19 protein-coding genes are annotated in these 25430 nt (G+C 74.1%); 14 read left to right on the forward strand and 5 right to left on the reverse strand.

Going from position 1 to position 25430, the window contains the following annotated elements:
- Nucleotides 1–26: 26 nt before the first annotated feature.
- The 6 genes from Cph01nite_RS01130 to Cph01nite_RS01155 all read left to right on the forward strand — a co-directional run bounded on the left by Cph01nite_RS01130 (nt 27) and on the right by Cph01nite_RS01155 (nt 6591).
- Complete coding sequence (locus tag Cph01nite_RS01130; protein ID WP_203670506.1) at nt 27–1181, forward strand: ABC transporter ATP-binding protein; 1155 nt, start codon at nt 27–29, stop codon at nt 1179–1181.
- The gene (locus Cph01nite_RS01135) at nt 1178–2110 is read left to right on the forward strand and encodes an ABC transporter permease (RefSeq protein WP_203670507.1); all 933 of its coding nucleotides are present in this window, start codon (nt 1178–1180) and stop codon (nt 2108–2110) included. Before Cph01nite_RS01130 ends, Cph01nite_RS01135 begins: the two co-directional genes overlap by 4 nt.
- A complete protein-coding gene (locus tag Cph01nite_RS01140) occupies nt 2107–2895 on the forward strand; it encodes an ABC transporter permease (protein WP_373307529.1) in 789 nt (262 codons plus the stop codon). The genes Cph01nite_RS01135 and Cph01nite_RS01140 overlap by 4 nt, the downstream gene beginning before the upstream one ends.
- A 119-nt stretch (nt 2896–3014) precedes the next feature.
- Nucleotides 3015–4331 carry a M50 family metallopeptidase gene (locus Cph01nite_RS01145; protein WP_203670508.1) on the forward strand — a complete coding sequence of 439 codons (1317 nt, stop codon included), beginning with the start codon at nt 3015–3017 and terminating at the stop codon, nt 4329–4331.
- 147 nt (nt 4332–4478) lie between these two features.
- Nucleotides 4479–5615: a flavodoxin-dependent (E)-4-hydroxy-3-methylbut-2-enyl-diphosphate synthase gene (ispG, locus tag Cph01nite_RS01150; protein WP_203670660.1), complete on the forward strand. Its 1137-nt coding sequence runs from the start codon at nt 4479–4481 to the stop codon at nt 5613–5615.
- Between the two features lie 76 nt (nt 5616–5691).
- Nucleotides 5692–6591 carry a GNAT family N-acetyltransferase gene (locus Cph01nite_RS01155; RefSeq protein ID WP_203670509.1) on the forward strand — a complete coding sequence of 300 codons (900 nt, stop codon included), beginning with the start codon at nt 5692–5694 and terminating at the stop codon, nt 6589–6591.
- 73 nt (nt 6592–6664) lie between these two features.
- On the opposite strand, the gene Cph01nite_RS01160 is transcribed toward Cph01nite_RS01155, so the two are convergent.
- Nucleotides 6665–7060 (reverse strand): hypothetical protein, encoded by a 396-nt coding sequence (locus tag Cph01nite_RS01160; RefSeq protein ID WP_203670510.1) that lies wholly within the window; start codon nt 7058–7060, stop codon nt 6665–6667.
- Between the two features lie 45 nt (nt 7061–7105).
- Nucleotides 7106–7996 carry an Fpg/Nei family DNA glycosylase gene (locus tag Cph01nite_RS01165; RefSeq protein WP_203670511.1) on the reverse strand — a complete coding sequence of 297 codons (891 nt, stop codon included), beginning with the start codon at nt 7994–7996 and terminating at the stop codon, nt 7106–7108.
- A 92-nt stretch (nt 7997–8088) separates the two neighbouring features.
- On the opposite strand from Cph01nite_RS01165, the gene Cph01nite_RS01170 reads away from it, so the two are divergent.
- The gene (locus tag Cph01nite_RS01170) at nt 8089–9882 is read left to right on the forward strand and encodes a proline--tRNA ligase (RefSeq protein WP_203670512.1); all 1794 of its coding nucleotides are present in this window, start codon (nt 8089–8091) and stop codon (nt 9880–9882) included.
- A 48-nt stretch (nt 9883–9930) separates the two neighbouring features.
- Here Cph01nite_RS01170 and Cph01nite_RS01175 read toward each other — a convergent pair whose 3' ends face one another.
- Nucleotides 9931–10992, reverse strand: a complete 1062-nt coding sequence (locus Cph01nite_RS01175) for a DUF4439 domain-containing protein (RefSeq protein WP_203670513.1) — start codon at nt 10990–10992, stop codon at nt 9931–9933.
- 140 nt (nt 10993–11132) lie between these two features.
- Here Cph01nite_RS01175 and rimP point away from each other — a divergent pair, with 140 nt between their 5' ends.
- The 5 genes from rimP (at nt 11133) to rbfA (ending at nt 16880) form a co-directional block, all read left to right on the forward strand.
- Nucleotides 11133–11702, forward strand: coding sequence for a ribosome maturation factor RimP (rimP, locus tag Cph01nite_RS01180; protein ID WP_203670514.1), 570 nt, complete (start codon nt 11133–11135; stop codon nt 11700–11702).
- A gap of 1 nt (nt 11703) precedes the next feature.
- Complete coding sequence (gene nusA / locus Cph01nite_RS01185) at nt 11704–12807, forward strand: transcription termination factor NusA (protein ID WP_203670515.1); 1104 nt, start codon at nt 11704–11706, stop codon at nt 12805–12807.
- A gap of 158 nt (nt 12808–12965) precedes the next feature.
- A complete protein-coding gene (locus Cph01nite_RS19395; RefSeq protein ID WP_505661171.1) occupies nt 12966–13277 on the forward strand; it encodes a YlxR family protein in 312 nt (103 codons plus the stop codon).
- A gap of 71 nt (nt 13278–13348) precedes the next feature.
- Nucleotides 13349–16279 (forward strand): translation initiation factor IF-2, encoded by a 2931-nt coding sequence (gene infB / locus Cph01nite_RS01195; protein ID WP_203670517.1) that lies wholly within the window; start codon nt 13349–13351, stop codon nt 16277–16279.
- 163 nt (nt 16280–16442) lie between these two features.
- On the forward strand, nt 16443–16880 hold the full coding sequence (gene rbfA / locus Cph01nite_RS01200; RefSeq protein WP_203670518.1) for a 30S ribosome-binding factor RbfA: 438 nt from the start codon (nt 16443–16445) through the stop codon (nt 16878–16880).
- A 6-nt stretch (nt 16881–16886) separates the two neighbouring features.
- Here the strand turns inward: rbfA and Cph01nite_RS01205 are convergent, their stop codons facing one another.
- Both Cph01nite_RS01205 and Cph01nite_RS01210 read right to left on the reverse strand, forming a co-directional pair.
- Nucleotides 16887–17945, reverse strand: a complete 1059-nt coding sequence (locus tag Cph01nite_RS01205; RefSeq protein ID WP_203670519.1) for a glycosyltransferase family 1 protein — start codon at nt 17943–17945, stop codon at nt 16887–16889.
- 12 nt (nt 17946–17957) lie between these two features.
- On the reverse strand, nt 17958–20651 hold the full coding sequence (locus tag Cph01nite_RS01210; protein ID WP_203670520.1) for a sodium-translocating pyrophosphatase: 2694 nt from the start codon (nt 20649–20651) through the stop codon (nt 17958–17960).
- Between the two features lie 257 nt (nt 20652–20908).
- Between Cph01nite_RS01210 and truB the strand changes: the two genes are divergently transcribed.
- Nucleotides 20909–21871, forward strand: coding sequence for a tRNA pseudouridine(55) synthase TruB (gene truB / locus Cph01nite_RS01215; RefSeq protein WP_203670521.1), 963 nt, complete (start codon nt 20909–20911; stop codon nt 21869–21871).
- A 151-nt stretch (nt 21872–22022) separates the two neighbouring features.
- Nucleotides 22023–25319, forward strand: a complete 3297-nt coding sequence (locus tag Cph01nite_RS01220; RefSeq protein ID WP_239068951.1) for a glycoside hydrolase family 9 protein — start codon at nt 22023–22025, stop codon at nt 25317–25319.
- The last annotated feature ends 111 nt before the right edge of the window (nt 25320–25430 follow it).

Here is a 25430-nt window from a genome sequence, read left to right on the forward strand (position 1 = left end):
TGACCACGCTGGGGACGAGGGCTGCGGTGGCCGTCCGGACCGGCGGGGTCCGTGGCGCGGCGCTCGAGATCGACGCGGTCACGAAGCGGTTCGGCGCGTTCGTCGCGGTCGACGACCTGACGCTCGACGTGCCGTCCGGTGCGTTCTTCGCGCTGCTCGGCCCGTCGGGCTGCGGCAAGACGACGACCCTGCGGATGGTCGCCGGCCTCGAGCGGCCGTCCGCCGGCACGGTGAGCCTCGCGGGGCGCGACGTCACGCACGCCCCGGCGCACCGCCGGCCCGTCAACACCGTCTTCCAGTCGTACGCGCTCTTCCCGCACCTGACCGTCCTCGAGAACGTGGCGTTCGGGCTGCGGCGGCGCCGTGCCCGCGACGTGCGCGCACGTGCGCTCGAGGCGCTCGAGCTCGTCGAGCTCGTGCACCTGGCGCACCGGCGTCCCTCCCAGCTCTCCGGCGGTCAGCAGCAGCGCGTCGCGCTCGCGCGCGCGGTCGTCAACCGGCCCGCGCTGCTGCTGCTCGACGAGCCGCTGGGTGCCCTCGACCTCAAGCTGCGCCGGCAGATGCAGCTCGAGCTCAAGCGCATCCAGGCCGAGGTGGGCATCACCTTCGTGCACGTCACCCACGACCAGGAGGAGGCCATGACGATGGCCGACACCGTCGCGGTCATGAACCACGGCCGCATCGAGCAGCTCGGTGCCCCCGCGGACCTGTACGAGCACCCCCGGACCGCGTTCGTCGCGAACTTCCTCGGCCAGTCCAACCTGGTGGCGGGCACGGTCGTCGAGACGCTCGACGCCGGGACGACGCTCGGTGTCGACGTGGCAGGCGTGCGCGTCCGGGTGCCGGCCGCGCGCACCGTGGCCGCCGGTCCGCGGGTCCTCGTCGGGGTCCGGCCGGAGAAGATCCGCCTCCTGGGCGGCACCGAGGACGCCGCCGGCGGGGACAACGTGCTGGGGCCGGGCACGGTCGTCGACACCTCGTTCGCCGGCGTCAGCACGCAGTACCAGGTGGCGGTCGACGGCCTGGGGACCTTCGGGGTCTTCGCCCAGAACGTCGGGGGAGCGACCGTGCACCCGCCGGGCAGCCGGGTGCACCTCGCCTGGGCCGCGCCGTTCACGTTCGCGCTCGACGGGCACGAGGAGGTCGCGGCCGGGACGGTCGACCTGGACGACGAGCCGTGAGCGTCGCCACCGCGCTGCAGCGGCCCGGCGGCGCGCCCGGCGCCGCTGCCGGGAGGCCGGCGCCACCCGGCGGCGCGGGGTCGGGCCACCGGCGGCTGATCGTGCCGGGCGTGCTGTACCTCCTGGTGTTCTTCGTCCTGCCGGTCGGTGTCCTGCTCGCGACGTCGTTCTACGCGCGGGTGCCGGGCGGCGAGCTGGGGGAGTTCGAGCCCGCCCTGCGGTGGCAGAACTACCCCGAGGCCCTCGCGCAGTTCTGGCCCCAGCTGCTGCGCTCGTTCGGGTTCGCCGCGGCGGCCACGGTGGCGGCGCTGCTCGTCGGCTACCCCATGGCGTACGTCATCGCTGTGCGGGCCCGGGGGCGTCCTGCGCTGCAGGGGCTGCTCGTCGTGCTCGTCGTCGCGCCGTTCTTCACCAGCTTCATCCTGCGGACGATCGCGTGGAAGCAGATCCTCTCCGACGACGGGCGTGTCGTGGGGGCGCTGCGCTGGCTGCACGTGCTGCCGCCGGACGGGCGGCTGTCGGCGACGTCCGCGGCCGTCGTCGTCGGCCTGACCTACTCGTTCCTGCCGTTCATGGTGCTGCCGCTGTTCGCGTCCCTGGAGCGGCTCGACCCCCGGCTCCTGGAGGCGGGGGCCGACCTGTACGCGACGCCGCTGACGACGTTCCGCCGGGTGACCCTGCCGCTGTCCGCGCCGGGCGTCGTCGCCGGCACGCTGCTGACGTTCATCCCGGCGGTGGGCGACTACGTGAACTCCTCGCTGCTCGGCAACAACACCACGACCGTGATGATCGGGCAGGTCGTCGACGCCCGGTTCTTCCGCGTGCTGGACTACCCGACGGCGGCCGCGCTGTCGGTCGTCCTCATGGTCTCGATCCTCGTGCTGGTGACGGCGTACGTCCGGCGCGCGGGGACCGAGGAGCTGGTGTGACGCGGCTGCGCCTGGGCGGCGCGGTGGTGCCGGTGTTCGCGTCGCTCGGTTTCGTGTTCCTCCTCGTCCCGATCGCGTACACCGTGCTGTTCTCGTTCAACGACGCGGGCAAGACCAACCTGGTCTGGCGCGGCTTCACCCTGGACGCGTGGCGCAACCCCTGCGGTGCCCCGCGGGTGTGCGCGGCCCTCGTCGGATCGCTGCAGGTCGGACTGGTGTCCACGCTGGTCGCCACGGCCCTGGGCGCGCTGCTCGCGGTCGGCCTGGCACGCGCGCGGTTCCGCGGGCGCGGCGCCGTGAACCTGCTCGTGTTCCTGCCCATGGCCACGCCCGAGGTCGTGCTGGGTGCCGCGCTGCTCACGCAGTTCCTGTCGCTGCGGCTGCCCCTGGGGTTCGGGACCGTGGTGGTCGCGCACGTGATGTTCTGCCTGAGCTTCGTCGTCGTGGCCGTCAAGGCGCGCGTCGCGACGCTCGACCCGGCGCTGGAGCAGGCGGCCGCCGACCTGTACGCCACCCCGTGGCAGGCGTTCTGGAAGGTGACGTTCCCGCTCCTGCTGCCCGGCATCGGCGCCGCCGCGCTGCTGGCGTTCAGCCTGAGCTTCGACGACTTCATCGTCACCAACTTCACGTCCGGCGGGTTCACGACGTTCCCCAAGTTCGTGTACGTCTCGGCCACGCGCGGCATCCCGCCGCAGGCGAACGTCATCAGCTCGGCGATGTTCGTCCTCGCGCTGCTGGTCGTGGTGGTCGTCCACGTCGTGTCCCGGGCGCGCCGCCCCCGCTGAGCGCTGCTCCGGGCGGGCGACGACCGTGCCACCCGGCCGGGCGGACGGGGGATGATGGGCGTGCGCGGTCGACCCCTGTCCGCGCACGCTGGGCCGTCGGGCCCGTGGGAGGTGATGTGGTGGAGACCGCCGTCGGTGTGCTCGTCTTCGTCGTGGTGCTGCTCGGCTCGATCGCGCTGCACGAGGTCGGGCACATGGTGCCCGCGAAGAGGTTCGGCGTCCGGGTGAGCCAGTACATGGTCGGGTTCGGCCCGACGCTGTGGTCGCGCACGCGGGGGGAGACCGAGTACGGCCTCAAGGCGCTCCCGCTGGGCGGCTACGTCCGGCTCATCGGCATGTACCCCACCGACGACGCGGTCGGCGCGGGCAGCCCGCGCAGCTGGTGGCAGCGCGTCGCCGCCGACGCGCGTGCCGCGAGCGCCGAGGAGATCCACCCGGGCGAGGACCACCGGGCGTTCTACCGGCTCTCGACGCCCAAGAAGCTCGTCGTGATGCTCGGCGGGCCCGTCATGAACCTGCTCATCGCCGTCGTGCTCATGCTCGTCACGTACGTCGGCATCGGCGTACCGGTGGCCGGCACGACCGTCCAGAGCGTGTCCCAGTGCATCGTCGCCGTCGACGCGCCGGCCGGGACCACCTGCACCCCCGACGACCCCGCGGCCCCGGCCGCGGCCGCGGGCGTACGCCCCGGCGACCGGCTCGTGTCGTACGACGGCGTCGCGGTGACGTCGTGGCCGCAGGTCAGCGGGCTGATCCGCGACAGCGGCGGTCGCACGGTCACGCTGGTCGTCGAGCGCGACGGCCGGGAGGTCGACCTCACGGTGACGCCCGTCTTCGAGGAGCGGCCAGTGACGGACGACGACGGCATGGTCGTCACCGACGCCGCCGGGGAGACCGTCACCCGCGTCGTCGGGTTCCTCGGCGTGGCACCGGTCTCCGTCGTCGAGCGCCAGTCCGTCGGCAAGGCCGTCTCGGTCGCCGCGTCCGCGACCTGGCAGACGGCCCAGGTGGTCGTCACGCTGCCGCAGCGGGTGAGCGACCTGGTCTCCACGACGGTGTCGGGCGGTGAGCGCGACCAGACGTCGATCGTCGGGCCTGTCGGGGTCGGACGGTTCGCCGGCGAGATCGCCTCGATGGACGGTGAGACCGTCGGGGTCCGGGCGGCGGCCCTGCTCTCGGTCCTGGCGGTGCTGAACCTCGCGCTGTTCCTCTTCAACCTCCTGCCGCTGCCGCCGCTCGACGGCGGCCACGTCGTCACCGCGCTGTGGGAGGGGGCGCGCCGACAGGTCGCCCGGCTGCGCGGGGCGCCGCGTCCGCGCCCCTCGGACTCGGCGCTGCTGGTGCCGCTCGCCTACACCGTGTTCGTCGTCCTCGGCGGGGTGGGCCTGCTGCTGGTGTACGCCGACATCGTCAACCCGGTGCGGCTGAGCGGCTGAGGCACGCGCCGACGGCCACCGGCACGGGACTCCTCGTGGACCTCCGGTGACGGCTCGGTGAGCATGCGACCTCGACGCGTCGCGGGCGGCGCCCCGGGCGCGTCGGGGTGGGATGATGGGGGGGTGAGCACCCCGATCAGCCTCGGCATGCCGCAGGCCCCCGCCCCTGTGCTGGCCCCGCGACGCGTCTCCCGCAAGATCCGCGTCGGCAAGGTCGAGGTGGGCGGTGACGCCCCGGTGTCGGTGCAGTCGATGACGACCACGCCGACGACCGACATCAACCGGACCCTGCAGCAGATCGCCGAGCTGACGGCCTCGGGGTGCGACATCGTGCGCGTCGCGGTGCCGAGCCAGGACGACGCCGAGGCGCTGCCCGCGATCGCGCGCAAGTCGCAGATCCCGGTCATCGCCGACATCCACTTCCAGCCCAAGTACGTCTTCGCGGCCATCGACGCCGGGTGCGCCGCGGTCCGCGTCAACCCCGGCAACATCCGCAAGTTCGACGACCAGGTCCGCGAGATCGCCCAGGCGGCCTCCGACGCCGGGGTCTCGATCCGGATCGGCGTCAACGCGGGCTCGCTCGACCCCCGCCTGCTGGCCAAGTACGGCAAGGCGACGCCCGAGGCGCTGGTCGAGTCGGCCGTCTGGGAGGCGTCGCTGTTCGAGGAGCACGGTTTCCGCGACTTCAAGATCAGCGTGAAGCACAACGACCCCGTGATCATGGTCCGGGCGTACGAGCTGCTCGCCGAGCGCGGCGACTGGCCGCTGCACCTGGGCGTCACGGAGGCGGGCCCGGCGTTCCAGGGCACGATCAAGTCGGCCACGGCGTTCGGTGCGCTGCTCAGCAAGGGGATCGGGGACACGATCCGCGTGTCGCTGTCGGCGCCTCCCGTCGAGGAGGTCAAGGTCGGCATCCAGATCCTGCAGTCGCTCAACTTGCGCCCCCGCAAGCTCGAGATCGTGTCGTGCCCGTCGTGCGGCCGCGCGCAGGTCGACGTGTACACGCTGGCCGAGAAGGTGACCGCCGGGCTCGAGGGCATGGAGGTGCCGCTGCGCGTCGCGGTCATGGGCTGCGTGGTCAACGGACCCGGCGAGGCGCGTGAGGCCGACCTCGGCGTCGCGTCGGGCAACGGCAAGGGGCAGATCTTCGTGCGGGGCGAGGTCATCAAGACCGTGCCGGAGTCGATGATCGTCGAGACGCTCATCGAGGAGGCCATGCGCCTGGCCGAGACGATGGATCCCGTCGAGTCGGGTGAGGGATCGCCCGTCGTCAGCGTCGGCTGAGCCCTGCAGGGTGATGTCGACGGGTGGGACGCCCGCCCGAGGGACAGGCGCGTGTGACGTGGGGCACAATCGGGCCATGGCGGTGCCGGCGACGACGCTTCCGGGGCGCACGGGCGCGGTCGTGCTCGGCGACGCGGACGTGCCGGCGGCGCTTGCGGTGTGCGCGAGCGACCCCGTGGGCTCGGTGCTCGCCGCGAGCCGCCTCGAGCAGGCTGCGACGCTGGGCCTGCGTCGCGCGGGCGGTGAGCTGTGGGGCTACGCCGAGGACGACGTCCTGCTCGCGGTCTGCTGGGTCGGCGCGAACCTCGTGCCCGTCGTGGGCACGACGGACGCCGGCACCACGTCCCGCGCGCTGACCGCGTTCGCCGGGCTCGGCAGGGCACGCGGACGGCGCTGCTCGTCGATCGTCGGGCCGGCCGACGCGGTCCTGGGGCTCTGGTCGCGCCTGCGCGGCGCCTGGCCGGTCGAGCGCGAGGTGCGCACGCATCAGCCCTCGATGGTCCTGGACGGTGACCCGCTCGTGGCGCCCGACCCCCGGGTGCGCCGCTCCCGGCCCGAGGAGTACGACCTCGTGCTGCCCGCCTGCGTCCGGATGTTCACCGAGGAGGTCGGGTACTCCCCGGCCAGCGGCCCGGGTGGACCGTACGAGGTCCGCGTCCGGCGCCTCGTCGAGGACGGCCGCTCGTTCGTCCGGGTCGACCGGGAGGGCGGCTGGCGCCGACCGCGCGTGGTGTTCAAGGCCGAGGTGCCGGCCGTCGCGGGGGGCGTCGCCCAGGTCCAGGGCGTGTGGGTCGACCCCGAGCGGCGTGGCGAGCGGCTCTCGGAGAGCGGCATGGCCGCGGTGGTGCAGGCGACGCGCGCGGAGATCGCCCCGGTCGTCTCGCTGTACGTGAACGGGTACAACACGCGGGCCGTGCGGGCGTACGAGGCCGTCGGGTTCCGGGAGGTCGGCGCGTACGCGACCGTGCTGTTCTGACCGCCGAGCTGTGCCTCCCGCGAAGCTGTGCCGACCGCGGGCGAGCCGTGCCGACCAGGTCACGGCGGCACGGTCAGGCCGGGCGGGCCACCGGGCGCAGCTGCCACCAGCGCAGCAGTGCGCCTGCCGCCGCCCCCGCCGTCAGGGCGAGCAGCGCGGCGAGCCACGGGTGGGCGACGACCACCGCGCGCGCCCCGAGCGCGAAGGCGACGAGCAGCGCGATCAGCGCGAGGACGCCGGCCACGGCACCGAGCGGCGTCGGTGGCGGGGCGACGGCGTCGCCCGCTCTGCGGCTGAGCTGGATCATCGCGGCGCAGGTGCCGCCGGCCAGCATCAGGGCCCAGCCGGCGATCCCGTGCCCGGCGACCATCAGCGCGAGCCCACCGACCGAGGACGCCGTGGTGAGACCGCCGGCGACGGCGAGGCGGACGGGTGGGCGACGTGCCGTCGACGAGGGTGCTGCGCTCACGGGACAGACGTTAGCCAACGCGGCGACGCCGTGGGGCCGCTCCGGTCAGCGCAGCAGGCGCGACATGCGCCGGTCGGCCAACGGCTTGCCACCGGTCTGGCACGTCGGGCAGTACTGCAGCGAGGAGTCGGCGAACGACACCTCGCGCACCGTGTCCCCGCACGGCGTGCCGTCCCAGCCGGGGCACGGCTGGCCGGTGCGGCCGTGCACGCGCATGCCGCGCCGCTTCGCGTCCTTGAGCTCGGCGGCAGGGCGGCCGGTGGCCGTGGCGACGGCCTCGGTGAGCACCGCCGTGATCGCCGCGTGCAGCGTGCGGGTGCGGGCCTCGTCGTACGAGCGGGTGGGGGAGAACGGGCTCGTGCGCGCGACCAGCAGGATCTCGTCGGAGTAGGCGTTGCCGATCCCGGCGATCACCCCCTGGTCGCGCAGCAGGCCCTTGACCTGCTGGTTGCGCACCGCGAGCAGCTCGCCCAGCCGTCCGGGCGTGAACTCGTCGGACAGCGGCTCGACCCCGAGCGAGGCGATCTGCGGCACGTCGGCCGGGTCCGCCACGACGTGCACCGCCAGGCGCTTGCGGGTCCCCGCCTCCGTCAGGTCGAAGCCCGACCCGTCGTCGAACCCGACCCGCAGCGCGATGGGCGACTTCCCGGGCCGGGCGGGGCGTTCGGGGAGGGCGTCGTACCAGCGCACCCATCCCGCGCGGGACAGGTGCCACACGAGGTGCAGCGTCCCGTCGGCGGGCGAGTCGACCACGGTGTCGAGCCACTTGCCGTGCCGGGCCACGTCGGCCACCACGCCGCCGCGCAAGGACGTCGGCGGGGGCCGGAACGTCTTGAGCGCGCTGATCGCGGCCACCTCGACGCGCGTGACGGCGCGGCCCACCGTCCGCCCGCGCAGGTACTGCGCGAGCGCCTCGACCTCGGGCAGCTCCGGCACCACCGCATCCTCGCACCGACCGCGCCGGGGTGACAGGTGGTCGCGCCGGAACGGTGTCGGGTCTCGGCGCGTGGCCCACTAGGCTCGTCGGCATGCTCCTGCGCATGTCCACGCTGTTCGTCCGCACCCTGCGCGAGGACCCCGCCGACGCCGAGGTCGCCAGCCACCGGCTGCTCGTGCGCGCGGGGTACATCCGGCGCGCCGCCCCCGGCATCTACACCTGGCTGCCGCTGGGCCTGCGCGTGCTCGCGAAGGTCGAGCAGGTCGTGCGTGAGGAGATGGCGGCCATCGGCGCGCAGGAGGTCCACTTCCCCGCGCTGCTGCCCAAGGAGCCGTACGAGGCCACCGGTCGCTGGACCGAGTACGGGCCCAACATCTTCCGCCTGCAGGACCGCAGGGGTGGCGACTACCTCCTCGCCCCCACGCACGAGGAGATGTTCACGCTGCTGGTCAAGGACCTGTACTCCTCGTACAAGGACCTGCCCCTCGCGCTCTACCAGATCCAGACGAAGTACCGCGACGAGGCACGGCCGCGCGCCGGGCTCATCCGCGGGCGCGAGTTCGTCATGAAGGACGCGTACTCGTTCGACGTGGACGACGCCGGCCTCGCCGCCTCCTACGAGGCCCAGCGGGGCGCCTACCAGCGGATCTTCGACCGGCTGGGGCTCGAGTACGTCATCGTCGCGGCGACCTCCGGCGCGATGGGCGGGTCGCGGTCCGAGGAGTTCCTCACGCCGACCCCGATCGGTGAGGACACCTTCGTCCGCTCGGCCGGGGGGTACGCGGCCAACGTCGAGGCCGTCACGACCGTGGTGCCCGAGCCCCTCGACTGGTCCGATGCGCCCGCCGCCCACGTCGAGGACACCCCGGACACCCCGACGATCGACTCGCTCGTCGCGCTGGCCAACGAGCGCCTGCCGCGGGCGGACCGCCCCTGGACCGCGGCCGACACCCTGAAGAACGTCGTCCTCGCGCTCGTCCAGCCCACGGGGGAGCGCGAGCTCGTCGTCGTCGGCCTGCCGGGGGACCGCGAGGTCGACCTCAAGCGCCTCGAGGCGGCCGTCGCACCCGCCGAGGTCGAGCCGGCGGGCGACGCGGACTTCGCCGCCCACCCCGAGCTCGTGCGCGGGTACATCGGCCCCAGCGCGCTCGGGCCGAACGCGAGCGTCGCCGAGGGCGCCGAGCGGACGGCCGTCCGCTACCTGCTCGACCCGCGCGTCGTGCCCGGGACGCGCTGGATCACGGGCGCGAACGCGCCCGGACGTCACGTGTTCGACCTCGTGGCCGGCCGGGACTTCACGGCCGACGGCACGGTCGAGGCCGCCGAGGTCCGCGCCGGTGATCCCGCGCCGGACGGGTCCGGCCCGCTGGAGCTCGCCCGCGGCATCGAGATCGGCCACATCTTCCAGCTCGGCCGCAAGTACGCCCAGGCGCTCGGCCTGACGGTCCTGGACCAGAACGGCAAGGCGCAGGTCGTCACGATGGGGTCCTACGGCATCGGCGTCACCCGTGTCCTCGCGGCCCTCGCCGAGGCGAACCACGACGAGCGGGGTCTGGCGTGGCCCGCCCACGTCGCACCCGCGCACGTGCACGTCGTGGCGACCGGCAAGGACGCTGCGGTGTTCGAGGCGGCCGAGGCGCTGGCCACCACGCTGTCCTCCCGGGGCGTCGAGGTGCTGTACGACGACCGCCCCAAGGTCTCGCCCGGCGTGAAGTTCGCCGACGCCGAGCTCCTGGGGGTCCCGCTCGTCGTCGTCGTGGGGCGGGGCCTGGCCGACGGGGTCGTCGAGGTCCGGCCGCGCGTCGGCGGCACGGCGGAGCAGGTGCCCGTGTCGACGGCCGCGGACCGCGTCGCCGAGCTGGTCGACGAGCTCGGCCGGGCCTGACGGCGCCCACCCGGGCCCGCCCGCCGACGGCGGGACCGGGCCTCCCCGTCAGCCGACGGGGACCGTCGCCAGCTCGGGCATCCCGGGGAACGGCACGGGGGCGGCGCCCCAGGCGGCGGCCGCGGACGTCGCCGTGCGCAGCGACTCGACGGCCTCGCGGCGTCCGCCGGCGTCCGCCCCGGCGACGGCTGTCGCGCTCGCGTCGGCGACCGCCTGCTCGAGCGAGCGGGGCAGCCCCTGCACCACCGCGGGGTCGTCGAGGCCGGCCGGCAGCGCGTAGGCGGCCCGGCGTGGGTCGCTGGGGCGCCCGACGACGCCCGCCGTGCGTGCCCACGTGTCCGACGCCGCCCGGTGCCGAGCGGCGGCCGCGAGCATCGCGGCACGCACGTCGTCCGCGCCGCGGGCTGCGAGGACGGTGAAGGTCCATGCCGCCTCGTCGTGCGCGAGCGCGAGCGCTGCCGGTCCGGCCGGGTCCGGCGCAGCGGCGTCGGTCGCGCCGTCGTCGACCGCGCCGGTGTCCTGCGGTGCGGACCCGTCGTCGGTCGCGGCGGGAGGAGCCGGCTCGGGGCGGGGGACGCCCGCGGCTGCCGCGAGGCGGTCGGCAAGCCCGTCGCGGGCCACGGCGACCGAGGCGACGAGGCGGGCGAGCTGCGGGTCCGGAACCTCGTCGGCGTCGATGACCGCGCGGTCCGCGCCGTCCACGAGCAGGGCGAGCAGCCCTGCCGCGTCCGCCGCCGGGGCCTCGGACGCGGCGGGCGACGCGCTCGGGCTCGGGTCCGGCAGGCCCGAGTCGTACACCCCCCCGAGCTCCTCGACGTGCCGCGTCGAGAACGCCGTCACGTCGTCGAGCACGGCGCGGACGGGCTCCTCGACCCCCTGGGCCGCCGTCGCGGACGCGGCGTCGACGAGGGTGAGCGCGTCGGCCACCGTGCGCCCGCGGACCTGCTCGACCGCGTCGGGGGACGGCTCGACCGGTGGCGGGGTCTCCAGCCGCAGCCCGCACCCGCCGAGCGCGAGCGTGCCCAGCAGCAGCACGGTGGCGCCGCGCAGGACGCGCGCGGCCGGGGCCAGGCCGCGGTGGCGTGACGTCGGGGGGCGGTGAGCGCTCATCGGGCGCGATCCTGCCATGCCGGCACCCGCGGGCGGTGCACGTCCGGTGGAGGTTCCGGGAGTCGTTACGCTGGTGGGACAACGTCACAGGGTCGCCGCCTGCGCCCCGCCGTGCAGGACAGCTGACAGGAGGCCGGGTCATGGGCGCGCCAGCCACCGCACCGCGGGTGCGGGAGATCGTGGAGGCCGCCGTGACCGGCGCCGGGCTGGTGCTCGACGGTCTCGAGGTCACGGGGAGCGGTCGCAGCACCGTCGTGCGCGTCGCCGTGGACCTCGCGGACGACGACGCCGGGACGCTCGACCTCGACCGGGTCGGCGAGGTGACGCGGGTGGTCTCCGACGCGCTCGACGCGGCCGACGTGCTCCCGAGCGCCTACACCCTCGAGGTGGGCAGCCCCGGCGCCGAGCGCCCGCTCACCGTGGCGCGGCACTGGCGACGGGCGCGCGGGCGCACCGTCGTGGTGCGGCGGACGGACGGGCGCACGCTCACCGGTCGGCTCGAGCAGGTGGGGGACGGCGACGTCCCGGACCTGGTCGTGGTGCCGGTGACGTCCCCGGGCAAGGGGCGCCGGCCCGTCGAGGGCGCGCCCGTGACGCTGGCGTGGGACGACGTGCGTGACGCGCGTGTGCAGGTGGACCTCGCCGCGGTCCGCGACGACGACACCGACGAGGACGCCACCGGGTCCCCGGACGGCGCAGGAAGGGGCTGACGTGGACATCGACATGCAGGCGCTGCGACTCATCGAGCGCGAGCGGGAGATCAGCCTCGACGTGCTCGTCGAGGCGATCGAGCAGGCGCTGCTCTCCGCCTACCACCGGACGCCCGGGGCGCGGGCCCGCGCCCGGGTCGAGCTGGACCGCCGCACGGGGCACGTGACCGTGTGGGCGCGCGACCCGGCGCCGGAGGTGGCGACCCCCGACGTTCCCGCCGGCGAGGGTGAGGTGCCGGCGGTCGCGGCGCCGCCGGTCGCCGAGATGCCCGAGTACGACGACACGCCCGCCGGGTTCGGACGCATCGCGACGGCGACCGCGCGCCAGGTCATCGTGCAGCGGCTGCGCGACGCCGAGGACGACCAGGTGCTCGGCGCGTTCCGCAGCAAGGCCGGGGAGATCCTCGGCGGGGTCATCCAGCAGGGGCGCGACCCCCGCACCGTCCTGGTCGACGTCGGCGGGGTCGAGGCCGTGCTCCCGGCGCACGAGCAGGTGCCCGGGGAGAAGTACGTCCACGGCGAGCGTCTGCGGGCGTTCGTGCTGGACGTCGCCCGCGGGCCCCGGGGCCCGCAGATCACGCTCTCGCGCACGCACCCCCACCTCGTCCGCAAGCTCTTCGCCCTCGAGGTCCCCGAGATCGCCGACGGCACGGTCGAGATCACGGCGATGGCCCGCGAGGCCGGGCACCGGACCAAGATGGCGGTCCGTGCCAACGTGGCCGCGGTCAACGCCAAGGGCGCCTGCATCGGACCCATGGGGGGCCGCGTCCGGGCGGTCATGGCCGAGCTGCACGGCGAGAAGATCGACATCGTCGACCACTCGGACGACCCGGCGGAGATGATCGCCCACGCGCTGTCGCCCGCGCGTGTGCTCAGCGTCACGATCGTCGACCCGGTGGCGCGGGCGGCACGCGTCGTCGTGCCCGACTACCAGCTCTCGCTGGCGATCGGCAAGGAGGGGCAGAACGCCCGCCTGGCCGCGAAGCTCACGACCTGGCGCATCGACATCCGCTCGGACGCCGAGACGGCCGGGGGACCGGCGTCCCCGGACCCCGCGCGAGGTGCTCAGGACCCCGGGCCGGGGGCGTCCGGTCACGCCGGGTGAGCGGGCGCGGTAGACTTCCGAAGGCTGGGCCGGGTGCCCGGCTCTCCTCGCCGAGCAGGCGGAACCCCGATCCCGCGCCTCCCGTGCCCGAACCGGGTCCCGTCCGCACGTGTGTGGGGTGCCGTGCGACCGGCCTCAGGTCGGCCCTGCTGAGGGTGGTGCTGTCGGACGACGGCGCGGGTGATCCCGTGCTCGTCGTGGACGAGCGCCGTCGGATGCCGGGCCGGGGTGCGTGGCTGCACCCCGACCAGCGTTGCCTCGAGCTCGCCGTACGACGGCGGGCGTTCGGACGGGCGCTACGGCACACGGGCCCTTGCGGGACCGAGGCCGTGGACCGCACCGTGACGCGGCTCGCCGCGCAGGTCCAGCCACAGCACAGCACCACGGTGCCGGAGTCGACTCCGGTGCCGACCGTCGACAGGGAAAGCGGGTTGGAAGCCGATGGCGACCCGATGAGCACGCACCGATGAGTACCCAGCGATGAGTACCCAGCACTAACGACGGTCCGACCCTGTCCGGGGCGGACCAGGACAGGAGAGATGTGGCTAAGGTCCGCGTCTACGAGCTCGCGAAGGAGCTCGGGGTCGACAGCAAGACCATCATGACCAAGCTCAACGAGCTCGGAGAGTTCGTCCGCTCGGCGTCATCGACGATCGAGCCCCCCGTCGTGCGCAAGCTGCGCGACACGTACCCCGTCGGTGGGTCCGGCAGCAGCCGACCCTCCGCCCCGGCACGCCCGGCCGCCCCCCAGGCGCCGGCGTCGTCCGGCGGCACGCCGGCGGCCGCGCGCCCCGGTGCCCCGGCCCCGCAGGCCCCGGCACCACGGGCCACGCAGCCGGCTGCTCCGGCCCCTGCCGAGCAGGCTCCGGCCGCCCCGGCGCCCGCAGCCCCGGCTCCGGCTCCGCAGGCCCCGGCGGCGCAGGCTCCGGCCGCGCCGGCCCCGGCGGCGCAGACCCCTGCCGCGGCGGCGCGTCCTGCCTCCGCGGCTCCCGGTGCGCGCCCCGGTGCCCCGCGTCCGCCCCAGGCGGGCGGCGCAGGAGGTGCCGGCGCACGTCCCGGCGCTCCCCGTCCCGCAGCGCGTCCGGGCAACAACCCGTTCGCTCCCGCCCAGGGCATGCCGCGGCAGGGCGAGCGCCCCGGCGGCACCCGCGGTGGCGGCGGTGGTGGTGGTCCGCGTCCGGGCAACAACCCGTTCGCACCGTCCCAGGGGATGCCGCGCCCCGGTGACCGTCGCCCGGCCGAGGGTGCCCCCGCCGCTGCGGCGGGCGAGCGTCCCGGCGGGCCGCGTCCCGGCGGTCCGCGTCCGGGCGGTCCGCGCCCCAACCCGGGCATGATGCCCGGGCGCACGCAGAGCGGCGTCGGTCGCCCCGGTGAGCGGCCGGCCCCGGCCGGTCGTGGCGGCGGTGGCGGTCGCGGCGGCTACGGCGGTGGCGGTGCCGGTCGTCCCGGTGGCGGCACCGGACCGGGTGCGGGCGGCGGCGGCTTCGCCGGTCGTCCCGGCGGCGGTGGCCGTCCCGGTGGTGCCGGTCGTGGCTCCACGCAGGGCGCCTTCGGCCGTGCCGGCGGACGTCCCGTGCGTGGGCGCAAGTCGAAGCGTGCGAAGCGCCAGGAGTTCGAGCAGATGCAGGCGCCGTCGCTGGGCGGGGTCTCGGTCCCGCGCGGCAACGGCAGGACCGTCGTCCGCCTGCGTCAGGGCTCGTCGCTCAACGACTTCGCCGACAAGATCGACGCGAACCCCGCGTCGCTCGTGACCGTGCTGTTCCACCTCGGTGAGATGGCCACGGCCACGCAGTCGCTCGACGAGGACACGTTCGGCACGCTCGCGGCCGAGCTCGGCTACGTCATCGAGATGGTGTCGGCCGAGGAGGAGGACCGCGAGCTGCTCGGGTCCTTCGACATCGACCTCGACGCCGAGCTCGAGGCGGAGGGCGACGACGACCTCGTCGCGCGTCCCCCCGTCGTCACGGTCATGGGTCACGTCGACCACGGCAAGACCAAGCTCCTCGACGCCATCCGGTCCACGGACGTCGTCGCGGGCGAGGCCGGCGGGATCACCCAGCACATCGGCGCCTACCAGGTGCACGCGATGCACGAGGGTGTCGAGCGCGCGCTGACCTTCATCGACACACCGGGTCACGAGGCCTTCACGGCCATGCGTGCCCGTGGTGCGCAGGTCACCGACATCGCGATCCTCGTGGTCGCGGCGGACGACGGCGTGATGCCCCAGACGATCGAGGCGCTGAACCACGCCCAGTCGGCGAACGTGCCGATCGTCGTGGCGGTGAACAAGGTGGACCGCGAGGGGGCCAACCCCGCCAAGATCCGCCAGCAGCTCACCGAGTACAACCTCGTGGCCGAGGAGTACGGCGGCGACACGATGTTCGTCGACATCTCCGCGCTCAAGCGCACGGGTATCGACGAGCTGCTCGAGGCCGTGCTCCTCACGGCGGACGCGGCGCTCGACATGCGCGCCAACCCCGACAAGGACGCCCGCGGTGTCGCGATCGAGGCCAACCTCGACAAGGGCCGCGGTGCCGTCGCGACGGTGCTGGTCCAGTCCGGCACGCTGCACGTCGGCGACGCGATCGTCGCGGGCACCGCGCACGGCCGCGTGCGCGCCATGCTCGACGAGCACGGCGAGACGCTGACCGAGGCGGGCCCGGCCCGTCCCGTGCAGGTGCTCGGTCTGTCCTCGGTGCCCAGCGCGGGCGACACGTTCCTCGTGGCGCCCGACGAGCGCACCGCCCGGCAGATCGCCGAGAAGCGCGAGTCGGCCGAGCGTGCCGCACTCCTGGCCAAGCGTCGCAAGCGCATCAGCCTCGAGGACTTCACGCAGGCGCTCCAGCAGGGCAAGGTCGAGACGCTCAACCTGGTCCTCAAGGGCGACGTGTCCGGTGCCGTGGAGGCGCTCGAGGACGCGCTGCTCAAGATCGACGTCGGCGAGGAGGTCGACCTGCGCGTCATCCACCGCGGTGTGGGTGCCATCACGCAGAACGACGTCAACCTCGCGACGGTCGACAACGCCATCATCATCGGCTTCAACGTCAAGCTGGCGCCGCGCGTCGAGGAGCTGGCGGACCGCGAGGGCGTCGACGTGCGCTTCTACTCGGTCATCTACCAGGCGATCGACGACGTCGAGGCGGCCCTCAAGGGGATGCTCAAGCCGGAGTACGAGGAGGTGCAGCTCGGCTCGGCCGAGGTGCGCGAGGTCTTCCGCTCCTCGAAGTTCGGCAACATCGCCGGGTCGATCGTGCGCTCGGGCGAGATCCGCAGGAACACCAAGGCGCGCGTGCTCCGCAAGGGCAAGCTCGTCGCGGACAACCTCACGATCGAGTCCCTCAAGCGGTTCAAGGACGACGCGACCGAGGTCCGCGAGGGCTACGAGTGCGGTATCGGCCTCGGGTCGTACAACGACCTGCAGGTCGAGGACGTCATCGAGACGTTCGAGATGCGGGAGAAGCCGCGCAAGTAGGACGCGCGAGCAGGACCAGTGCCAGGGGGTGGGTCGACGGCTCACCCCCGGCAGGCCCCGGGGGGCGGCGCGGCGGACCGCCGCGCCGCCCCCCGCGGCCACCCTCGGCAGTCGTCAGGCTCGCACGCCCGTGGGGCGGTGGGCCGGAAGGAAGGCAGGACACATGGCCGACACAGGGCGGGCGCGCAAGCTGGCGGAGCGGGTCCAGCAGGTCGTGGCCCAGATGATCGACACCCGGGTCAAGGACCCGCGGCTGGGGTTCGTCACGGTCACGGACGTGCGTGTGACGGGCGACCTGCAGCACGCGGACATCTACTACACGGTGCTGGGTGACGAGGAGTCGCGTGCCGGGTCCGCCAAGGCGCTCGAGAGCGCCAAGGGGCTGATCCGTTCCGAGGTCGGCAAGCAGACGGGCATCCGCCTGACACCCACCCTGGCGTTCCACCTCGACGCGGTGCCGGAGACGGCAGCTCACCTCGAGTCAGCGCTGTCGGAGGCCGCCCGCCGGGACGCCGAGGTCGCGCGGCTCGCGCAGAGCGCGCGCTACGCCGGTGACGCGGACCCCTACCGGCACCCGGACGACGCCGACGACGAGGACTGACGGGCGTCAGCCGAACCACTCACGCACGCGATCGGCGATCGCGCGCTCGAAGAGGTCGTCGTCGTGCCGGCTGCGCAGCCACCCCTGGAAGTCGCCGCCCACGCAGGCGTCGAGGTCGGCCCGGCAGGCGTCGGGCTCGCGGACCGCCCGCAGGAGCATCGCCCGTGCCGTCGGCGGGTCGCCGTAGAGGAACGGGTAGCGCGCCGGCAGGATCGCGCGCGCCCAGGGCAGGTCGGGGAGCACCCCGATCGCGCCGGCGACCAGAGCCTCGACGTACTCCAGGCCGTACGACTCGTCGACCGACGTCGCGAGGAACGCCGTGGTGCGTGACAGCGCCTGCCAGTAGGACTCGCGGCTCGAGGTGAGCGGGCCCACCCAGGTCCAGTCGTGCTGCGAGAACCTCATCGCCAGCTCGGTCGCGAGGTGCTGCTCGTGCAGCCGCATCTCCACGACCAGCGGTGCCTGCTTGCGGACCTGCTCGACCACGTCGACGAAGAGCCGCGGCCGCTTGCGCTCCGAGAGGTAGATGGCCGGGTAGAGCACCACCGGCACCTCGGTGGGCGTGCGCGGCCGGACGTGCTCGAGCCGGATCCCGAGGTCCACCCACGCGACGACGGCGCGTTCGGCCAGCGGTGCGACGGTGAGCATCCGCACGACCTCCCGGATCTCTGACGCCGTGCGCTCGGAGTTCGCGAACGTGGGGAACAGCGCGCACGACAGCGCCAGAGTGGCGCGTGGCACCGGGTGCGTGTGGTGCGTGGCGACGTTCCACCACAGGAAGTTCATGACCTGCGGCTCCGCGCCGTCCCGCGCCAGCGCACGCCAGATCTCGGGCGACGTGAGCACGTCCATGTTGATGACGACCGCCGCCTGCGGGTCGAGGTCCGCGAGCGGCACCACCTCGACGGGGCCTGCGCGCCGGACGGGACCGACGAGCGCGGCGCCGGGGAAGACCCGCAGCAGGCGTCGGACGAGCGTGGCCCCGGCGTCGTGCCCCGTGACCTGCCCGTCGTCGTCGAGGACGGGCAGGCCGACGGGGTTCGTGTACGCGATCGCGATCTGCACGGCCGTCTCCCGTCAGCGCGCGGGGGCGGGGTCGAGCTCGGGGACCTCGTCGGGCACCTCGTCGAGGCCGTCGTCCGTGTCCGCGCCGTGCGGTGCGTCCGCCGTGGGCGCGTCCCGGGGCGCGTCCGCGCGCGCGGCCGTCGGCTGGTCCGTGGTCGGGGCGGTCGCGGGCCCGGCGTCGGCGTCCGGCTCGGACGGCAGGGGCTCAGGGCTCTCGTCGCCCGTGCGCCCGATGCGCATCCCGTAGAAGGAGCGGTACACGCAGGCGAACGAGGCGAGGGCGAACACGGCGGCGAGCGTGAGCACCAGCACGCCCTGCCCCTGCCCGCGCATCGACACGGCGAGCTCGACGGCGAGCAGACCGAACAGCGTCGTGAACTTGATGACCGGGTTGAGTGCCACGGACGAGGTGTCCTTGTACGGGTCGCCGACGGTGTCGCCGACGATCGTCGCGTCGTGCAGGGGAGTGCCCTTCGCGTTGAGGTCGACCTCGACGATCTTCTTCGCGTTGTCCCAGGCGCCGCCGGCGTTGGCCATGAAGATCGCCTGGTAGAGGCCGAAGATGGCGATCGAGATCAGGTACCCGATGAAGAAGAACGGTTCCACGAAGGCGAACGCCAGCGTCGTGAAGAACACCCCGAGGAACATCGTGAGCATGCCGCGCTGGGCGTACTGCGTGCAGATCTGCACGACCTCGCGCGACTGCTCGGCGCTGGCGTGCGTGACGCCGTCGAGCCGGATGGTGTCCTTGATGTAGGCGACGGCGCGGTGCGCACCGGTGGTCACGGCCTGGATCGACGCCCCCGTGAACCAGAAGATGACGGCACCACCCGTCACGAGGCCGAGCAGGAACGGCGGGTGCAGCAGCGACAGGCGGTCGAGGTCGAGGGTCAGCCCCTCGGTCAGCGCCATGATGATCGAGAAGATCATCGTGGTGGCGCCGACGACCGCGGTGCCGATGAGGACCGGTTTGGCGGTCGCCTTGAAGGTGTTGCCCGCGCCGTCGTTCTCCTCCAGCATCCGCTTGGCCGTCGCCCACCGCGGGTCGAGGTCGAAGTCGCGGCGCAGCTCCTCCTCGATCTCCGGCAGGTCCTCGATCGTGGACAGCTCGTACACGCTCTGGGCGTTGTCCGTCACCGGCCCGTAGGAGTCGACCGCGATCGTGACCGGACCCATGCCGAGGAACCCGAACGCGACCAGCCCGAACGCGAAGACCGCGGGGGCGGCCATGAGCTCGTCGAGCCCGAGCCCGGACACGGCGTACGCGCCCGTCATCAGCGCGACGATGGCCATCCCCAGCCAGTACGCGGAGAAGTTGCCGGCCACCAGGCCCGACAGGATGTTGAGCGAGGCACCGCCCTCGCGGGAGCTGGTCACGACCTCGCGGACGTGCCGCGACGCGGTCGACGTGAAGACCTTGACCAGCTCGGGGATGAGCGCTCCGGCGAGCGTCCCGCAGGAGACGATCGCGGAGAGCTTCCACCAGAGCCCGTCGTCGGCAACCGGTGCCAGGACGAACCACGAGATGACGAAGGTGAGCGCCGTGCACAGGGCCGACGTCAGCCAGACCAGCGCCGTCAGGGGGGACTCGAAGTCCATCCGCGTCGACGCCGCGTGGCGGTGCCGCGTCCACAGGTCGTTGACCAGGTAGGAGGCACCCGACGCGACGAGCATGACGGCACGCACGACGAAGAGCCACACGAGCAGACCCGCCTGGACGGCGGGGTCGCCCACCCCCAGGAGGATGAACGTGATGAGGGCGACGCCGGTCACCCCGTAGGTCTCGAACCCGTCCGCGCTGGGGCCGACGGAGTCGCCCGCGTTGTCCCCGACGCAGTCGGCGATCACCCCCGGGTTACGGGCGTCGTCCTCCTTGATGCGGAACGCGATCTTCATGAGGTCGGCACCGATGTCGGCGATCTTCGTGAAGATGCCGCCGGCGATCCGCAGGGCGGCCGCGCCGAGCGACTCGCCGATCGCGAACCCAATGAAGCAGGCCCCGGCGATGGTGGGGGGGAGGAACAGCAGGATGATGAGCATGATGAGCAGCTCGAGGCTGATCAGCACCATGCCGATCGCCATGCCGGACTGCAGCGGGATCCGGGAGACGGGCAGCGGGCGTCCTCGCAGTGCCGCGAACGCCGTGCGTGAGTTGGCGAACGTGTTGACGCGGATGCCGAACCAGGCGACGGCGTAGGAGCCCGCCATGCCGATCAGCGAGAACGCGATGACGATCGCGACCTTGCCCCACGGGAACCCGACCAGCACCTTGTAGTACACGACGATGACGGTCGCGATGAACGCCCAGAGCACGAGCAGGAACCTGCCCTGCTGCAGCAGGTACTCGCGGCACGTGGTGTAGATCAGGTCCGACACGTCCCGCATCGACACGTGCACGGGGAGCCGGCGCAGCCGCGCGAGCATGACGGCGCCGAACGTCAGGCCGAGCACGCAGACCACGAGGCCGAGCAGCAGGAGCGTGCGGCCGGGCACGCCGCCGAGCGCCGTGACCGCGCTCAGGTCGGGCAGCACCAGGTCGGCCTCACCACCGTGGGCCGCCGAGGACTCCGCACCGGGCGGAGCGGCGCACCCCGCGAGGAGGACGGTCCCGCACGCGAGCAGGGAGGCGGCGCGGCGTCGGCGCTGGCGCCGACGCACGGAAGCGGTCTGCGGGACCTCGTCGTCCCGACGTGCGGGTGCGTCCACCTCTCGCACGCTAGGGACCTCGGGGGTCCCGCACCCGTGACGAAGGTCACGTACCGCGGTCGGCCCAGGTGAGGGGACCGCACGCCACCCGTCCGGGTGGGCGCCGACCGCGACCGCCCGGGCGACGTGGGGACCGGGTGGCGACCGGCATCGACTGATAGCCTCCCGGGCGTGCCGGCCTCCCCGCACCGTGGTGCGACCGCGGTCCTCGACGCGCGCTGCGCGTCCGACGACCGGCCGACCCCACCGGCGCGGGCGTGAGCGCGGACGCGCGCCGGCCGGGCGGACGTCCTCCGTCGGCCCCGCGCCGTCCCACCGCGGCCGACGGTGTGCTCGTCGTCGACAAGCCCGCGGGGTGGACGAGCCATGACGTCGTCGCGCGCGTGCGCCGGCTCGCCTCGACGCGCAAGGTCGGGCACGCCGGCACGCTCGACCCCATGGCGACGGGTGTGCTCGTGGTCGGCATCGGGCGCGCCACCCGGTTGCTCACGTTCGTGACCGGTGCCGACAAGGACTACGCCGCGACCGTGCGCCTCGGGGTCGCCACGACGACGGACGACGCCGAGGGCGAGGTGCTCGCCCGCTCCGACGCCGGGCACCTGGTCCGGGGTGACCTCGACACGCACGTCGCGGCGCTGACCGGGGACATCCTCCAGGTGCCCAGCGCGGTCTCGGCGATCAAGGTCGACGGGCAGCGCGCGTACGCGCGGGTGCGCGCCGGCGAGGACGTCGAGCTCGCCGCGCGGCCCGTGCGCGTGACGCGCCTGGAGGTCCTCGACGTGCGGCCCGCGTCGTCCGACGGCGTCGCGGCCCTCGACGTCGACGTCGAGGTGACCTGCTCGTCCGGCACGTACGTCCGCGCGCTCGCGCGGGACCTCGGCGCGGCACTGGGCGTCGGTGGGCACCTCACCGCGCTGCGGCGCTCGCGGGTCGGAGGGTTCGGGCTGGCGCAGGCGCGGACGCTGGACGAGCTCGCGGCGACGCCCGACGACGTGGCGGTGACCGTGCTGCCGCTCGCCGAGGCCGCACGTGCCGTGCTGCCGGTGCGCGAGCTGAGCGAGGCCGAGGCCCGCGCGCTGTCGTACGGGCAGGGGATCGACCCGGTCGGCGGGTCCGCGGGTCCGGTCGCCGCGGTCGGTCCCGACGGCGTCCTCGTGGCCGTGGTCGAGGCGCGCGGCGCGCGGCTGAGGCCCACCGTCGTGTTCGCGCCAGCGTCCTAGGTCCCGGTCGGGCCGCTACGAAACGATTCGACCACCGGAGGTCGCGGGTGCGGCCTTCCGGTTGGTCCGTTTCACACCTACCCTGACGCACGCAGGACGAGCGCCCCGACGCCGAGGTCTGGGAGCGCTCCTACACTCCAGGGGAGACGACGTGGTTTCTCGAACGATGCGCCGTGCACTGCGCACGGCCACGGCGATCACCGGCGCCGGCGTGCTCGCCGCCGCCGGGCTGCTGCCCGCCGGGGCGGTCGATGACGACTTCGACGACGGGGCCGGCGCGTGGATCGCGTACGGGACCGACGGCGGCATCGACACCAGCACCGGCGCCCTGTGCGTGCAGGTGCCCGCCGGCTCCGCGCAGTACGGCGTCGGGGTCGTGCTCAACGGCGTCGCGGTCGAGGAGGGGGCGACCTACACCTTCGGCTACGCGGCGAGTGCCTCCACCGACGTGACCATCCGCGCGCTCATCGGGCAGAACGGGGCGCCGTACGGCACGGTGCTGGACACGAGCCCGGCGCTCACGTCCGAGCCCACGGTCGTCGAGGAGACGTTCACGGCCACGGCGTCCTACCCCGCGACGGCGACCGACGAGTCGCCCGAGGGTCAGATCGCGTTCCAGCTCGGGGGGTTCAGCGACGACGCCTGGACGTTCTGCCTCGACGACGTCACCCTGAGCAGCGACAGCGAGCTGCTCCCGCACACGTCGTTCGCCGAGAGCCTGGGCCCGTGGGGCCTGTACGGCACGGGCGACCCGACCTTCGCCGACGGCGAGATGTGCGTCGAGGTCCCCGGCGGCAACGCCAACCCCTGGGACGCCGGCCTGTCCTTCACGGGCCTGCCGATCGAGGAGGGCGAGAACTACGTCCTCACGCTGACCGGCCGCACCGAGCCCGCCACCCCGGTGCGCGTCATCGTCGGCGAGGGCGGCGGCGACTACCGGATGGTGCTGGAGCAGTCCGCCGCGCCGCTGGGCGTCGAGCGGACGACCCTGACGTACCCGTTCACCGCGGGGCTGGCCTTCCCGGCCGACGGCGCGGCGCCCGGCCAGGTCGCCATCCACCTCGGCAAGACCGCCGCCTACACGTTCTGCCTCTCGGAGGTCTCGTTGACCACGTCCGCCACCCCGCCGCCCCCGTACGAGCCGGACACCGGCCCGCGGGTGCGGGTCAACCAGGTGGGCTACCTGCCGCACGCCCCGAAGCGCGCGACGCTCGTCACCGACGACCCCTACGCCGTGGCGTGGCAGCTGCTCGACGCGGACGGCGAGGAGCTCGCCTCCGGCCGGTCCCAGCCCGTCGGGGCCGACGCGTCCTCCGGGCAGGACGTGCACGTCATCGACTTCTCCGACGTCCGGTCCACCGGCACGGGGCTCACGCTCGTCGCCGACGGCGAGACCAGCCACCCGTTCGCGATCGCCGAGGACCTCTACGCGCAGCTGCGCTACGACGCCCTCAACTACTTCTACCTCGCGCGCTCCGGGATCGACATCGAGGCGTCGATCGTCGGCGAGGAGTACGCCCGCGTCGCCGGGCACGTCGGCGTGGCTCCCAACCAGGGGGACACCGACGTGCCGTGCATCGGCCCGCGTGCCTACTACGACGGCTGGACGTGCGACTACACGCTCGACGTCACCGGAGGGTGGTACGACGCCGGCGACCACGGCAAGTACGTCGTCAACGGCGGCATCGCCGTGGCCCAGCTGCTCGCGACCTACGAGCGCACGCTGACGACTCCCGGCGCGCGCGCCGGCGCGCTCGACGACGGCACGCTCGACCTGCCCGAGCACGGCAACGGGGTCCCGGACGTGCTGGACGAGGCGCGCTGGGAGCTCGAGTGGATGCTCAAGATGGTGGTCCCGTCCGGGGAGTACGCCGGGATGGTGCACCACAAGATCCACGACGAGGGGTGGACCGGTCTGCCCCTCGCACCCGCGGCGGACCCGCAGGCGCGGTCGCTGCACCGGCCCTCCACCGCGGCGACGCTGAACCTGGCGGCCGTCGCCGCCCAGGGCGCCCGGCTGTTCGCCGACCACGACGAGGAGTTCGCCGCGCAGCTGCTGGCGACCGCCCGCAGCACGTACGACGCGGCGCTCGCGCACCCCGCGGTCTACGCCCCGGCAGCGGCGGGCGCCGACGGTGGCGGACCGTACGACGACTCCGACGTGACCGACGAGTTCTACTGGGCGGCCGCGGAGCTGTACGTCTCCACCGGTGAGGACCGGTACGCGGCGGACGTCGTCGCGAGCCCGCACCACACGGGCGACGTGTTCGGGCCCGGCGGGTTCAGCTGGGGCGCCACCGCGGCGCTCGGTCGTCTGACGCTCGCGACCGTGCCGAACGGGCTGCCCGACCGTGCCGAGGTGCGCGCGTCGGTCGTCGCCGGCGCCGACGCGTACCTGGCCGCGCAGGCGGAGCAGCCCTGGGGCTCGGTGTACTCGCCCACGGGGGGCGTGTACGACTGGGGCTCCAACTCGTCGGTCACCAACATCCTCGTGGTGATCGCGACGGCGTACGACCTCACGGGCGAGGAGCAGTACCTGAGCGGCACCCTCGAGGGCCTGGACTACCTGTTCGGGCGCAACGCCCTCAACCTGTCGTACGTCACGGGGTGGGGCACGGTCTCGTCGCAGAACCAGCACTCGCGCTGGTTCGCGGCGCAGCTCGACCCGTCGCTCCCGCACCCGCCGAGGGGCTCGCTGGCGGGCGGGCCGAACTCGATCCGCGGCACGTGGGACCCGACGATGCAGGCCACGCTGCCCGAGGACTGCGCACCGGCCACCTGCTACCTCGACGAGATCAGCTCGTGGGCGTCGAACGAGATCACGATCAACTGGAACTCGTCGCTGTCCTGGGTCGCCTCGTTCGCGGCCGACCAGGGCGACGGTGCCGTCGCGGCCGTCGCGCCGGTGGTCTCGACGCAGCCGGTGGACGTGACCGTGGCCCTCGGGTCGACCGCGACGTTCACGGCCGCCGCCACGGGCGTCCCCGCGCCGCAGGTGCGGTGGCAGGTGCGCACCGGCGCGACCTGGCGCGACGTCCCGGGGGCGACGTCCCCGACGCTCGAGGTCGTCGCGACGGCCGCGAACGCCGGGTCGCAGTACCGGGCGGTGTTCACCAACGCGTCCGGGACGGCGACCAGCGCCACGGCGCGCCTGCTGGTGGAGCACCAGGCGCCCGTGGTCGTGAAGCACCCGGTCGACACCTCGGGGCGCATGGGCACCTTCGTGTCGTTCACCGCGGCCGCGTCCGGGCACCCGGCGCCGTCGGTCCGCTGGCAGGTGCGCTGGGGCGGTGGGCCGTGGATCAGCGTGCCCTTCGCCACGAGCACGACGTTGCGGGTGTTGGTGACCCCGCTGGCGTACGGCACGCAGTACCGCGCGGTCTTCACCAACCCGGGGGGCACGGTCGCCACGGCCGGTGCGCACCTGACGCCACGGTTCGGCCGCTGACGCGCACCGCCCGTCCCCGCGTCGCCAACGGCGCCGGGGGCGGGCGGTGCCGTGCGTCGGCCCGCGGCGTGGCAGGCTTGTCCGCCGGGCCCCGCGACGGGCGGGCCGACG

This window comes from Cellulomonas phragmiteti (assembly GCF_016862775.1).
GTDB classification, from domain to species: domain Bacteria; phylum Actinomycetota; class Actinomycetes; order Actinomycetales; family Cellulomonadaceae; genus Cellulomonas; species Cellulomonas phragmiteti.